Below are 14,663 nucleotides of genomic sequence, written 5' to 3'. Positions count from 1 at the left end.
CACAAGACAGAGAGGAGCAAAAGCCATGAGTGAGAGTATGGCATTTATCGGTGGGGTCGCTGTGGCCGGGCTGGCGGCGCTGGTATTGCTCAGGGGTGCAGATGGTCCCATGCAGAGTAATTTTGCTGCTTCTTCTCCCCAAATGCCCGCCAATGTCACATTGCCCGTCATACCCCAACCCCCAATGTATCCATCTTATGGGGTGAATCCATATTATCCCAGTCCCAATCAACCCCCTGCCTCTGCTAACCCAGAGCAGCGCGTAGAAATGGAACGACTGAGTATGCAGTTAGAACGTTTAAAAAGTGATAACGAGCAACTCAGAGCGCAAAACCAACAACTGCAATTCCAATTCCAAAATTGGAACAACCAGCAGATGCAACTAGCCCAACAAAACAGCCAAAAAGTTGCATCAGAAATATTTAAGCCCCAAACTCAGGAGCCTTGGTGGTCTTCACCCATCGTTTGGGCCGCAGGAGGCGCAACCCTCACCATTGGCGGAGGTGTTGTAGTAGCGGGTGTATTAGCTTTATTTTCACCACGGCAGCGTCCTATCCGTACAGTGCAAGTCATGCCTTACAACGGTTCCTCTCAGCCCTTTAGCCCTATGCGTCGGGCTGAGTTTTTGCCATCATCTCGCACAGAAGCAAGAAGAGTGGAAACCTCCGAATATGAGGAAATGTAGTCAGATACTCCCACCCTCTTGGAATTTTGGATTTTGGATCTTTTGGTTATGGCATTTCTTAAATGCGTGAGATACAAGTGTAAATGATCGTCGTGTAGTGCGGGCATCTTGCCCGCTACAGCTACCCCCTGTTTAATAGTCATCAAGCGAACATGATCTGACCAATGATCAATTGAAAAAATTGTTATAAAAATTGTTATAAAAATTAACATAATTTCAACTTTATTTATACTCCCCTAAACAACAGTTTACGCCAAAATACAACAGTTTTACATCAATTGTGAGATGGGACAGAAAGTAGTCACAACTCATGAGGAGTATTTCCATTAATTCCGTCTTGATTATAGTTACCCTAGATGTAGGGACTATGCAAATATAAGCATTACGAGTATTTGATCACCCCAACCAAACTATTACATCATTTGATTTGTGTAACTGTAGGATTTTGTATAAGCATACGGATTATTCGATTTACTGGTTAAGAGCTTACAGCTACTCTCAAAACTACTTGTAACTACCAAGACCAAAAAAATGAGTATTAATAGTATTACTATCCCTGTGCAATTTGACATCAGCAACTGTAATAAAGAGCCAATTCATATCCCCGGACTAATTCAACCCCATGGAGTAATTTTTACCCTGAAAGAACCAGATTTAACTATTCTGCAAGTGAGTGATAATACATTTAACTTATTGGGTGTACAACCTCAAGAATTACTCAATAAAAACTTAAGCTACTTGCTGGAGTCAGACCAAATCACCATCATCAAGGATTGTTTACATCAAGAGGATTTACCAATTGTTAACCCCTTAGAATTGACCATTAATGTAGATAATCAGCCTGTGCATTTTGATGGGATTATTCACCGATGGCATCCAGTGCTAATTTTAGAGCTAGAACCGACAATTTCTGTAAGAAACAATGGTTTTTTTAAGTTTTACCACTTAGTCAAAGTAGCAATGTCAAAGCTACAACTGGCATCCAGCTTAACAGAAGTGGGTCAAATTATTGTCAAAGAGGTTAAGAAAATTACTGGTTTTGATAGAGTCATGCTCTATCGCTTTGATGAAAATTGGAATGGTAAAGTTATCGCTGAAGACAAGCCAGAATATCTGACAGCTTATTTAGGCTTACATTACCCTGCGTCTGATATTCCCACACAAGCCAGAAAACTATATAGCCAAAACTGGTTAAGATTAATACCAAATACCTACTATCAGCCTGCGGCAATTGTACCCATAAATAATCCTTTAACTGACCAACCTTTAGATTTAAGCAGGTCAGTATTACGGAGTGTTTCGCCTTTACATATTGAGTATATGCACAATATGGGCGTAACAGCATCTATGTCAATTTCTATTATGAAAGATGGAAAACTTTGGGGACTAATCGCCTGTCATCATCAATCACCTAAATATATTCCCTACGAAATTCGTAATGCTTGTGAATTTTTGGGGCAAATTACATCATTAGAAATGGCTGCTAAAGAAGATAGCGAAGATGTAGAATCTAAAATACGGGTAAAGTCTTGTTACTCCAAGTTGGTGGAGTATATGTCATCAGAAAATAGCTTCATCGACGGTTTAATTAATCTACAACCAAATCTCCTCAATCTTGTTAATGCTCAAGGAGCCGCAGTTTATTTTCATGACAGTTATTTTACATTAGGAAAAACACCCGAACAACAAGATATTCAAGATTTAATCCAATGGCTGAGTCAAAACCAGCAGGAGGAAATTTTCTACACTGATTCTTTATCTCAAGTTTACCCACAAGCAGAAAAATTCCGGGATGTGGGTAGTGGTTTGATGGCCCTGTCTATTTCCAAAGGTCAGAAAAACTATGTTTTATGGTTTCGCTCAGAAGTGATTCAAACTGTAAATTGGGGGGGTAATCCAAATAAACCTGTAGAAGTAACAGAAAATGGCAGTATCCACTTATCACCCCGTAAGTCTTTTGAGTTATGGAAAGAAATGGTTTTATTAAAGTCCCTACCTTGGAAATCTTATGAGGTGAATGCAGCGCTAGAGTTGAGAAGTGCAATTATTGGGATGGTGCTGCGGAAAGCAGATCAACTAGCACAGCTAAATATTGAACTGGAACGCAGTAATAATGAACTAGATGCTTTTGCTTATATTGCTTCCCATGATTTAAAAGAACCACTGCGGGGTATTCACAATTACTCTAATTTCCTCATGGAAGATTACGGCGACACCCTCAAGGAAGAAGGTCGGGAAAAGTTAAAAACATTGATTCGTCTCACTCAACGCATGGAGGATTTAATTGACTCACTGCTGCAATTTTCCCGTTTCGGAAGGGTAGACCTTTCTATGCAGCTAACTGATGTAAATCAGGTGGTACATCATAGTTTAGATTTGTTGAGCGCTCGCATTGAGGAAATGAAAGTAAATATTGATATTCCCCGACCTCTACCAAAGGTGTATTGCGATCGCGTCCAGTTAGTTGAAGTGTTTAATAATTTAATTGCTAATTCTATCAAATACAACGATAAACCGGAAAAATGGATTGCAATTGGTTATATAGATGAGCCGCCATCCCCAATTACATTTTACGTGCGGGATAATGGTATAGGCATTAGAAAACAACACTTTGAGTCAATTTTCCGCATTTTTAAACGATTACATGGGCCGAGTAAATATGGCGGGGGTACTGGAGCGGGTTTGACTATTGCTAAAAAAATAGTAGAACGACATGGCGGTAAAATCTGGGTGGAGTCTACCTACGGTGAAGGGAGTACCTTTTATTTCACATTACAGGGAGCGGACGCAACCACTGACTAAAAGTAAACGGGTTTCTCATCATTTAGTTAAGGGGGAATTTTACCAAAACTTGCCACATTATGGAAGATGCCCACACCAGAAGATTTGTATCATTGATTTTGTAATTTTTTAGGAAATGCTATGACTCATGATTGGTAATTTTGTCAAGCCTTTACTAGTAATTGAAGATAGCGATGAAGACTTTGAAGCTTTTTGTCGAGTCATGAGTAAACAAGGTGTTATTAATCCTGTTTTTCGCTGTAGCGATGGGGATGAGGCTTTGGATTTTCTTTACCGCACGGGGGTTTACAGTGGGCAAAACCCTCCCCGTCCGGCGCTGATTTTGCTTGACCTTAATTTACCGGGTACTGATGGGCGAGAAGTTTTAGAGCAAATCAAAGGGGATCAAAATCTGAAATATATTCCTGTGGTTATATTTAGTACTTCATCTAATCCAAAAGATATAGAAATATGTTACCGATATTCCGTTGCTAGTTATATGTTGAAACCAATTGATATTAATAGGCTAGTTGAGACTCTGCAAACTTTCATCACTTATTGGTTAGATATCGTAATTCTCCCTGATGGTGTGGGCTAATAGTTATGCTGCAACCGCTAAATGTTCTAATTGTTGATGATTGTCCTGAAGATCGGCTTGTTTATTGTCGCTATCTCCTCCAAGATGAAGAATATAGTTATAAAATTGTGGAAGAAGAATCGGGAGAGGCTGCTTTGACATTGTGTCAGCAGTCTCAGCCGGATGTTATTTTATTAGATTTTTTATTACCAGATTTGGATGGTTTGGAATTTTTGACGGAATTAAAACAGCAATCACAGCAAATTATGCCAGCAGTGATTATGTTAACTGGTTATGGTAATGAAGCTGTGGCTGTACAAGCAATGAAAAGTGGTGTCCAAGATTATTTAGTTAAGGGACAAACCACTGGTGAGCGTTTGCGCTCTACAATTCACTCAGCTATTAGGAATACTCAACTCAGCCAAGAGTTACAACGCAGTGAGGAACGTTTCCGCACCTCTGTTGAGAATATGCTGGATTGTTTCGGCATTTTTTCAACTGTACGCGATGACGCTGGCAAAATCCTCCGGTTTCGTGTTGACTATATGAACGCCGCAGCGTGGGAATTTACAGGGATGAATTTAGGAGCAGCAGAAGAATATCTGGCTCAACTGCTTTTAAATATGGGAGAAAATGGACTGTTTGAGCAATGTTGCCAAGTTGTGGAAACTGGTAAACCTTTGGTTAAAGAATCTGTTGTTGATACTGGTTTAAATGGTGAACGGGAATTAACCAGGGTTATTGATATTCGCCTTACCAAAATGGGAGACGGCTTTGTGGCTGCTTGGCGAGATGTCACCGACAAAAAACAGGTGGAAACAGCTTTGCGGGCTAGTGAGGAACGGTATCGTTATTTATCTAACCTGATACCTCAACTTGTCTGGATTTGCAATACTCAAGGGGAATGTGAGTATGTGAATCAACAATGGTATGAATTTACAGGGCAAAAGGTTGAGGAGGCTATGGGGTTTGGCTGGACAAAGGTTATACATTCAGATGATATTGGCTCTGTGATGGAGAAATGGATCAAAGCATTACAGATAGGGAAGTCCTATGAACAAGAAATGCGCTATCAAAAACATGATGGTAGCTATTGTTGGCATTTGGTGAGAAGTGTACCCATTAAAAATGAACAGGGAGAGATTTTCCAGTGGTTTGGTACTGGTACTAATATAGATGCTCGCAAGCAATTGGAAGCGGAACGAAATCGCTTGTTACAGATGGAACAAGCCGCTCGCAATGCTGCGGAAAAAGCTAACCAAACAAAGGATGAGTTTGTGGCTATGGTGTCTCATGATTTGCGATCGCCCCTTAATGCTATCCTGGGTTGGGCAAAGTTACTGCGGACTCGTAAGTTAGATACAGATACCGCCAACAAGGCCTTAGAAACCATTGAACGCAATGCTCAATCTCAGGCCAAGCTGCTGGAAGATTTGTTGAATATGTCCCGCATTCTCCGGGGTCAGTTGCAACTGGAAATCAGCCCGGTGAAGGTAGACAACATTGTTAAGACTTCTGTAGAAACTGCTTACCCCCTAGCTAATGCTAAGGGCATTTATTTAGAATCTGTAATTGATGAGTCTATTCCTCCTATTCTGGCTGATAGTAACCGCTTGCTACAGGTTTTAAATAATTTACTTTCCAATGCTGTTAAGTTCACTCCCGCGGGTGGACGAGTGCAAGTGCAACTAACCAAAAATGATCAATCTTTAATAGTAATTCAAGTTAGTGATACAGGTATTGGTATCCAGCCAGAATTGCTACCCTATGTGTTTGAAAGGTATTGTCAGGGAAATTTTAATGGACAACAACATGGTTTAGGGCTGGGATTGGCCATCGCTCGTCATTTGGTAGAACTGCACCAAGGTACTATTGAGGTATTTAGTCAGGGGGAGGGGTTAGGGGCTACTTTTACTGTTAAGTTACCCGGTGGGGATGGTGTGGTTAATTACTAGATATAATTTTCAAAGTTTCCATTGTTGCCAGGGAGTAATCTTTTAATTTAAAATCTGCAAAAGGTTTATTCTGCAATCTATCTTGTAAAGCTTGGTCTAAAATTACGTCTTCTGACTCTGGTTTAACACCTATAATAATTATGCTTTTTTGGTAGGCGGTTAAATCTTGATTTTCCTGACAGTTACTAGTTTGAAATTGACCAAGATTTAATAAATAGTAACTCTGGACGCTGGGAGTGTTTTTAAATAAACTTTTTGCTAGTTTTTGAATTTCCTGGGACCGTTCTAAAGCCAGACCTTCTTGAACTGCTTGACTACCGCCACAACCAGCCACACCCACGGCAATTATTGCTGTGGCTTCTGCCATTATTTCCTGTAGGCTTTCTTGGTTGAGTTTCAATTTTAACAGTTCAAGACTAATAATTTCTTGGTTGAATTGAATTTGAAAATTACTACCCGGTAGCCATTTATATTGATTAGATAAGATGGCTATGTTAAACAAAGCGGTTCTACCTTGTTTATCTCTGCCGATTTTATAAGGAAAGTAGTCAATAGTACCTTTTTTATGTGGGGCTTGTGCTGTTGTTGCTAAAGTAGCAAATCTGGGTGAAAGTGTTAATAAAGCCGTGAAGCTGAGTAAGGTTAAGGATGTTAATAGGGCTGCAAATAAAGCTGTTAAATCTAATTTTTCGGTTTTTTTTGTGAACATAGGCAATTTCAATTTTAGATTTTGGTTTAGATTTTGGGTTTGGTGGATTTTTTAAGAGCAGCGAGCATCTTCCTCCCACCACCAGATTATGATCATTCATTTATGTTCTCTGAGAAATGCGGCTATAGTCCGGTTAAATGCTTCAGGTTGAGTGAGAAATGGCCAATGATTACCGGGAACTTGGCAAAGGCGGAAGTTTTTTAGATGCTTTTTGTAGGGTTGGATTTGCCACTCTTGACGGTTAAGACCTTTTTCAGGCTGGACAAATAATGTTGGTGTGTCAATGGGGTGAATGAAACCAGGTACACTGAGGACATCAGCAAAAATACCATCACGGGCAGCAACAGTAAATTTACTACCCCAACTCCCATCTGGTTTTTGTTCAATTCCGGCTTGAAATACTTGCTGCTGTAAGCTGTTCCAGCCTTGATATTGATATAACTGGCGGGCTTGTGCTTCTGCTTCTGAGTAACTGGTAAAAGGACCCATAGTTTTGAGAAAGGGTAAATAACGGTATAACAGGGGAAAAGTTAACCGCAATAAACTAGGCATTTTCCAAATAAAAATTGGGTCAACTAAAACCATGCTGCGTAAACGTTGGGGATTGTTTCTAGCCCAAATGACTGCTAGTTTCCCTGTCCAAGAGTGACTGACAACCTGTGCAGAAGACCAACCCAAATGATCCATCAACGCCTCTAAGTCAGCGATCGCACTGGCAAAGGTATAATCTGATTTTGGCTTGCTGCTGTCACCATGACCACGCATATCTGGGGCAATTATGTGATAGTCTGGGGCTAAGTGTTCTGCTAACTGTAACCAAACCAAGGCATTATCTGCTAAACCGTGTAATAGCAGCAGAGGTTTTTTACCTTCTTTCCACTCTAAATAGGAAAGTTCAATGCCATGTTTTGATAAACTTTGACGTAAGGGCATATGGCGATTAAAGTTCACAAGTTTATTTATTTCTATGATTCTTATACCAATTATGCCACGTTACCAAAAATATCAAACTATAACTGGCAATAATTGTAATGGTGAAGGTGATAAATACAGGCAAATTCAGGTTGTGAATGAAAATTATTGTAATTACGCTAAAAACTATACTAGCTATAAAAGCTAATAAATTTTTCAAGGTCATCTCCTAAATATTAGTTCTTGCCAGTTAATTTACTAATACTTTAATCAAGCTGAAAATTACTGTAAACAACATTACAGATCAACTGCACTGTGGGTTTTATCAAAAAAATAACCACCCACTCAACCACAAACCAAAACTACATTAAGAGTTGATTAAACTATCTCCCAACTCGGTGAACAGAAAAAACAAGATATCCGGGATTATTATCAATATTTGAAGATGAAATGAGAAAATATGGGGAGGAAGTAGAAAAGCTAAAATTACCGGAAAGCATAGAAAAATACCATAAAGGATTAATCGATATCTTTATCAAGGAAATATATAAATATGATGGGGTTGGAAATAATGCTAGAGAAGGTAGATGTGAACATTTTTTAAGGAATAGTATAAGAAAATATTTACCAGGAGAATTGATAACAGGAGCTTATCTAAATATTGATGGTTTCCCTTATCCATATAGTCCAGATATCTGTTATATCCAAGATGGACTTTTTTTTGATATTGAGATAGATGAACCGTATACAAAAGTAGATGATGAATACATAACTTGTCATACTAACGACACCGGAAGAAATAATTTTTTTATTAATAAAAGGTGGATAGTTATTCGCTTTTCAGAAAAACAGGTATGTTGTTACGCGAATAGCTGTGCGAAAGAAATTGCAAAAGTAGTTTATCAATTAACAAATACTCCAGTTCCTGCATCTTTAGAATCAATAAAAGATTTGCCTAAAGACGAAAAATGGAATACACAGGAAGCATTAGAAATGATAAATAAACGATACAGGGATTCCTATGATTGTGGGTTTTAATAAAACTACAGCTTACAAACTTATCGCCTGTCTACCGCGGAATTGTCAATACAATCTTTATTACTAACAACCGATTCGATGAAATCCACAAGCAAACAGCTGGCAGAAGTCCCACGATCACTAGCTACGGCTTTAAAAGCTTCCCACAACTCTTTGTCAACCCGAAATGATGCTAATTTTTCCTTCATAGCTGTATAGGTTTTTTGTATAGACTGTCAATACAAATTGTATAAGTTTCTTGTATAGACTGTCAATACAAGTTGTGCTGGCATTTAAAAAATCCAGTTTGACATAACAGTACTTATGTCAGACAAGGTGGGATAAAAATAGAACCCAACTGACTGTAATGATTACAGTTGGTTGTCGGGTTCGTTGTTTCTATTCAATTGATGTCCCCAGGGAGTGGGGATTAGGAAAAATTAACCGGCAGTCATGAGTAGCCGGGTTTCCATTCAAATGATGTCCCCAGCGAGTGGGGACTAGCTCCTAATTTTAAGTAAACTTGCGCTGTGTGAGTTTCCATTCAAATGACATCCCCAGCGAGTGGGGACTAAAAGCTGGAATAGGAGGTAGCTATGTTCCTTGTGAAGTTTCCATTCAAATGATATCCCCAGCGAGTGGGGACTCAACGAGAATTGAGGGAACTCACTAGAAGTAAAACGTTTCCATTCAAATGATATCCCCAGCGAGTGGGGACGTTAGTGGGGGTGATGATTGCATGATTTTCAAAAGGTTTCCATTCAAATGACATCCCCAGCGAGTGGGGACAAAGGAGAAGGAGAAGGAGAAAAAGGGTTTGTTCCCTCGTTTCCATTCAAATGATATCCCCAGCGAGTGGGGACGACTTAGACTATTATCCATCCTATGTGATGGAGGGGTTTCCATTCAAATGATATCCCCAGCGAGTGGGGACTAGAAAAAAGGTAGGAGGCGTTTACATAAACGCCTTGTTTCCATTCAAATGATATCCCCAGCGAGTGGGGACTTTCTATAAGGGGGATGAGTACCCAGTAGAAGCTATCAAATCAATAGATGTTTCCATTCAAATGATATCCCCAGCGAGTGGGGACATATTGCCTCGGAAGATTTATTGAAAAATATCAAGATGAATACGTTTCCATTCAAATGATATCCCCAGCGAGTGGGGACCATATTCTCTAAATCCCTTCTGTATCAAGCATACAGTTTCCATTCAAATGATATCCCCAGCGAGTGGGGACATCCTAATTATAAATGGTATGTAGAGGATGAAAACTGGGGGTTTCCATTCAAATGATATCCCCAGCGAGTGGGGACCCCCCTATTTTAAACCCTTAGCTGGTAAGAAGTCTAGACACGGTTTCCGAAGGTCAGGAAAAATCATGGCTGAATTACCGATAAACCGATGATCAAAATGGCTGAAACCTTTATGCAGTAAGGAACCGCAGGTTAAAACGGAAAAATAACCTTTTCAGCTATTTTGACTGAACCTCGGTAAAAGCTAACTACAATCATGTCAATGGAGTTGTAGGGGTTCCAGGCTTTGGATTTTCACAAGCGTGATAAACGTGATAAACGTGATAAAAATCTTGATCATTTTATCACGGTAGGAAAACCTAGATGTTGTAGGGGTTCCAGGCTTTGGATTTTCACGAGCGTGATAAACGTGATAAACGTGATAAAAATCTTGATCATTTTATCACGGTAGAAAAATCTAGGATTGGCAAGGGTTCCAGGCTTTGAATTTTCACGAGCGTGATAAACGTGATAAACGTGATAAAAATCTTGATGACTTTATCACGGTAGAAAAATCTAGGATTGGCAAGGGTTGCAGGCTTGGATTTTCACGAGCGTGATAAACGTGATAAGCGTAATAAAAATCTTGATCATTTTATCACGGTAGAAAAATCTAGGCGCTGTAAGGGTTGTAGGCTCTGAGCGTGATAAACGTGATAAACGTGATAAAAATCTTGATAAGCGTGATAAAAATCTTGATGACTTTATCACGGTAGGAAAACATAGGCGATGTAAGGCTTCCAGGCTCTGAATTTTTATGAGCGTGATAAAAGTCTTGATAAACGTGATAAAAATCGTGATAACTTTATCACGGTAGGAAAACCTAGATGCTGTAAGGCTTCCAGGCTCTGAATTTTTATAAACGTGATAAAAGTCTTGATAAACGTGATAAAAATCTTGATAACTTTATCACGGTGAAAAATCTGCTCAAGGAAACCAATAGGACAGAGTTAATAATAAAATGACGCTCACTACGCTAAGTCAATTTACACCAGTAACACAATATGCTGATAAACCTATTGATGTACTACTTAATATGTGGCTACATGGTAAGAGTAGGTCTACTCAAGACAGTTACAAGCGTATTGCTGTTAAGTTCTTAATTTTTGTAAACAAACCACTTGTTAATATTGCGTTGGATGATGTCCAACAATGGGTTGATAATTTACTATGTACTAATGATAACACTAAAAAAACTTATACTAATATAGTTAAGTCACTGCTGACTTTTGCTCACGAGTTGGGGATTACGCAGTATAACGTGGGTAAAATGATAAAAACTCCTAAACCAAGGGATGCACTGACGGAACGCATACTGTCTGAGCAGGAAATAAATATACTGATACAGTCAGAAACTAACCAACGGAATGGGTTGATTTTAAAAATGTTGTATTACTGTGGACTGCGTGCTACAGAGTTGACTAATTTGACTTGGGGGGATTTGTCACATGGTTATGATGGAAATGGTCAAGCTACTATATGTGGCAAGGGTAGTAAAACTAGGGTGGTGATTATTCCCTGTAAGTTATATGAGGAATTGTTGCAGTTAAGGGGTGATGGTGATAAGGGATATCCAGTTTTTTGCGGTCGCCAAGGGAGAATGGGTTTTTTAACCCGTGCTATGGTTTGGGAAATTGTTAAAAGGGCTGCTAGGAGAGTAGGTTTGAATGACCTTAGTCCGCACTGGTTAAGGCACGGACACGCTTCACATTCACTAGATAGGGGTGCGCCTATTCATTTGGTTAGTCAAAGTTTGGGTCATGCTTCTGTGGCTACTACTTCACGGTATTTACACGCGCGCCCGAATGATTGTAGTAGCCTCTACCTTTAGGCGGGTTATTTGGGCGGGTTTGTAACTTGGTGGGTGTCAGCTAAAAAGAAGATTCTAAGGGGGAACTAATGGAGGGAATTTAGGTAAAGGGTGTAAAGTGTTAGGAGTTTGGTGTCGATGGGGGGACAAGTAATGTGACTGCCAGCTAAGGCTTTAAGGGTTTGGTTACAGGTGATGTTTGCTCTTGTGCCTTGTAAATACAATTCGGGAATGGTTAACTGCTGCTCAGACCACTGTTCTAATAAAAAAGGGCGTAAGGTGTATAAGGGATGACTGGTGTCGGTGACGTTATGGGCTAACTCTGACTGCCATTTTTTATAGGGAACTATTTTCAGGGAATGACTAAACTGCTGTAGCCAGTTAAATAAATCTTTGAAGGATATGGGATGGGGATGTTGTAAATGAAATGCTTTGCCTATGGATTGTGGTTGTTTTGACAGATAAACAATGGCTTTACTGACGTAATCGACGGGTGAGATATCTAACATATAGTCTAGGTCTGGAAAGATGCCCATCTGTAAACAACCTTTAAGCATTAAGTTAATGAAGTCGTTGGGGTTACTAATGCCTGTTTGGCTATGTCCTCCAATTAAGGGGGGACGGTGAATGGTGACGGGTAAACCTCTATGTCTGGCGAGTTGAACTATTTTCTCGGCTACCCATTTACTTTGAGAGTAACCAAGATAAATTGTTTGCCAATGATTAAGTTGGTTGTCTTCTTCTACTACCTGGTTAGCGTAAGCTTTTGATTCCCACACTGCTATGCTAGAAATGTAATGTACTGGCTTGACTCTAACTGCACAAGCTAATCTCAGTATTTCTTGAGTGCCAAAAACATTAGTGGGTTTCAATGCTGAGTAGGGGTAAACATAATTCAACATGGCTCCACTGTGATAGATGATGTCAATATGGTTGGCTAAAAGATAAAATTGTTGAGGGCTGATGCCTAATAGGGGTTGGGATAGGTCTCCGATTACGGGAATTAGACGAGAATTAAATTCACTGCTCCAAGTTTTATACTTTATTAAGTTATTTTGTAACTTTTTCTTGCCTTCTGGGGTGTTGTCAGCGCGGACTAAACAATATATGTCGGCTTTGGTTGTTTGTAGTAGTTCCCAAATTAAAAAAGCACCTAGGAAGCCAGTACCACCAGTTAAAAATATTTGTTTGGGTTCAGTATTACAAAATTCTGGAGGCTGACTGGGAAGGATGGTAGGGTCAAGCTCTATTTCATGATCTAAGTTGATAAGGGAATGGTTATTTAGATTTTTGGGATTTTCTAAACTGGATTCTAAGTCGTGGGCTAAATACTGGGCAAGAGATTTAATGTTTGGGTAATGCCATAATAAGACGGGTGAGAGGTTAAGCCCTAATTTTTTTTCTAAAGTGCTGACTAAAATAATGGCTTTGGTGGAATCTATGTTATATGTTTCTAAGTCCTGATTTACGTCTATTTCGGTGGTTTCTAGGTCTAGTACATTGGCTATGTTGTCTACTAGCCAATGTTGAATTGTTTCGGTGGTGTTAATCATTTTCAAAAAAAGGGGTAGAGGACGGGTAAGGGGCTGAAGAATCTAGGTTGTTAAATCTGAAGTTAAAGAATGTAAGCTGGATTTTTCAAGGACAATAAATGAAATGTAATGCATTAATTGATTAACGATGTTTTCTATTCTCTCTCGATTAATGGCGGGTTCAGAAAAGACAAAGTTTAAAGACATTCTTCCTCTAAAAGTTGAAGTTTGAACAACAAACATACCGACATATAAGGCATGAGAACTTATAAAAGTAATTTCTTCTAGTTCTAAGTTTCCGTAAACTTTGGGTATATCAATTACTCCGACATTAGATATGGATGTTGTGGCTGGTATTTGACTAAAGGTAAGGTTAATCAAGTGTTTAGCTAGTAAAACCATGTTAAAAATATCATTGTTTTTACTGGTAGCTGTTATGTGCTGTTTAATTTGTTGTGCTAATTGCCAAAAATTAGTTTTGTTACTGACGGTAAAAAAGTTGATGATGGATGAGGCTAAGACTCCCATATGTTCGTGACTAATTATTGAGGTTAATCGTCGTCGCAGATCAATATGAGTTAAACAACTAATGTTGATGTTTTTCTTTTTACTTTGGTTGATTTGTTTGGCAATTACTAATATGATTGCGGCACTTAATGCACTGGTGACGGTTGTATTTGCTTGACGACATTTGTTAACTAATTTTTCGGTGGTTTCTTGACTAAGTTGTCTGTGAATAAAATTACTCTGGCGCTGGTCAATGGTCAAAGGTTTCTCTATGGCTAAGGTTGAGAGACCATGGGAAAGTCTTTGATAAGCTATTTTTAGAAAAAAGTTCAGGCTGCTGATTTTACCTTTTAGTTGCTGAGTCCACTTAGGTAATAATTCTTCTACTGGTGGTAATTCTGGTAAAGGAACTAAGTTAATTGATTTTCTGGTAATAATTTGTTGACAATAGGAAAAAATTTCTCCATGTAGTTTTATGGATGATAAACCGTCGGCGATGGCATGATGCAATGTGGTAATAAAATAATGCTTTTGGGAGTGATTGTAAATAAATACACTTCGCATTAAGCATTTACTGCTGTCAATTGGTTGATTCATTTCTTCTTTAACGATTTGTTCCCAGGAGGACGGAGAAGGGTCAAGGATACGCAGGGGTATTTTGGTTGTACCTTCTGTTTGAAACTGTAGATATCCCCTAATGGTGATAATGCGAGACTTTAGAGGGGGGTGGCGGTTTTGGGCTAGATTTAAGGCTTGTCTGATTGTTTCGGGGTTTAATTTGCCTTGAATGCGGCTGATGGTGACTATATTCCAGGTTTTAGCACTGGTATTTAGTTTCTCCATGGCCTGTTCAAGGTTGCTGAGTTTTCTGGTGACCATGCT

General features: G+C 39.1%; 10 protein-coding genes and 1 CRISPR repeat array. Of the genes, 6 read left to right on the top strand and 4 right to left on the bottom strand.

Going from position 1 to position 14,663, the window contains the following annotated elements; genetic code table 11:
- Positions 1–25 precede the first annotated feature (25 nt).
- The 4 genes from NWP17_RS12380 to NWP17_RS12365 all read left to right on the top strand — a co-directional run bounded on the left by NWP17_RS12380 (position 26) and on the right by NWP17_RS12365 (position 5,998).
- Positions 26–685, top strand: coding sequence for a heterocyst differentiation related protein (locus tag NWP17_RS12380; RefSeq protein ID WP_280655210.1), 660 nt, complete (start codon positions 26–28; stop codon positions 683–685).
- 531 nt (positions 686–1,216) lie between these two features.
- A complete protein-coding gene (locus NWP17_RS12375; protein WP_280655209.1) occupies positions 1,217–3,487 on the top strand; it encodes a sensor histidine kinase in 2,271 nt (756 codons plus the stop codon).
- 127 nt (positions 3,488–3,614) lie between these two features.
- Complete coding sequence (locus NWP17_RS12370; protein WP_280655208.1) at positions 3,615–4,064, top strand: response regulator; 450 nt, start codon at positions 3,615–3,617, stop codon at positions 4,062–4,064.
- Between the two features lie 5 nt (positions 4,065–4,069).
- Positions 4,070–5,998 (top strand): hybrid sensor histidine kinase/response regulator, encoded by a 1,929-nt coding sequence (locus NWP17_RS12365; RefSeq protein ID WP_280655207.1) that lies wholly within the window; start codon positions 4,070–4,072, stop codon positions 5,996–5,998.
- Here NWP17_RS12365 and NWP17_RS12360 read toward each other — a convergent pair.
- Positions 5,988–6,707, bottom strand: a complete 720-nt coding sequence (locus NWP17_RS12360) for a hypothetical protein (protein WP_280655206.1) — start codon at positions 6,705–6,707, stop codon at positions 5,988–5,990. The genes NWP17_RS12365 and NWP17_RS12360 overlap by 11 nt on opposite strands.
- A 96-nt stretch (positions 6,708–6,803) precedes the next feature.
- Positions 6,804–7,640, bottom strand: coding sequence for an alpha/beta fold hydrolase (locus tag NWP17_RS12355; protein WP_280655244.1), 837 nt, complete (start codon positions 7,638–7,640; stop codon positions 6,804–6,806).
- A gap of 429 nt (positions 7,641–8,069) precedes the next feature.
- Here NWP17_RS12355 and NWP17_RS12350 point away from each other — a divergent pair, with 429 nt between their 5' ends.
- Together NWP17_RS12350 and NWP17_RS12345 are read left to right on the top strand one after the other, a co-directional pair.
- Positions 8,070–8,657 carry a hypothetical protein gene (locus NWP17_RS12350; RefSeq protein ID WP_280655204.1) on the top strand — a complete coding sequence of 196 codons (588 nt, stop codon included), beginning with the start codon at positions 8,070–8,072 and terminating at the stop codon, positions 8,655–8,657.
- Between the two features lie 374 nt (positions 8,658–9,031).
- Positions 9,032–9,953: a CRISPR direct-repeat array (repeat unit 36 nt; unit sequence GTTTCCATTCAAATGATATCCCCAGCGAGTGGGGAC).
- Between the two features lie 940 nt (positions 9,954–10,893).
- Positions 10,894–11,763: a tyrosine-type recombinase/integrase gene (locus tag NWP17_RS12345; protein WP_280655203.1), complete on the top strand. Its 870-nt coding sequence runs from the start codon at positions 10,894–10,896 to the stop codon at positions 11,761–11,763.
- 65 nt (positions 11,764–11,828) lie between these two features.
- On the opposite strand, the gene NWP17_RS12340 is transcribed toward NWP17_RS12345, so the two are convergent.
- Positions 11,829–13,295 carry a thioester reductase domain-containing protein gene (locus tag NWP17_RS12340; RefSeq protein ID WP_280655202.1) on the bottom strand — a complete coding sequence of 489 codons (1,467 nt, stop codon included), beginning with the start codon at positions 13,293–13,295 and terminating at the stop codon, positions 11,829–11,831.
- A gap of 42 nt (positions 13,296–13,337) precedes the next feature.
- Positions 13,338–14,660 (bottom strand): phthiocerol/phthiodiolone dimycocerosyl transferase family protein, encoded by a 1,323-nt coding sequence (locus tag NWP17_RS12335; RefSeq protein ID WP_280655201.1) that lies wholly within the window; start codon positions 14,658–14,660, stop codon positions 13,338–13,340.
- Between the last annotated feature and the right edge of the window lie 3 nt (positions 14,661–14,663).

It is taken from the genome of Chrysosporum bergii ANA360D (assembly GCF_029891735.1).
Classification (GTDB): domain Bacteria; phylum Cyanobacteriota; class Cyanobacteriia; order Cyanobacteriales; family Nostocaceae; genus Umezakia; species Umezakia bergii.
Note: the sequence above shows the minus strand (reverse complement) of the source record. Positions and strands in the feature narration are given on the sequence as shown.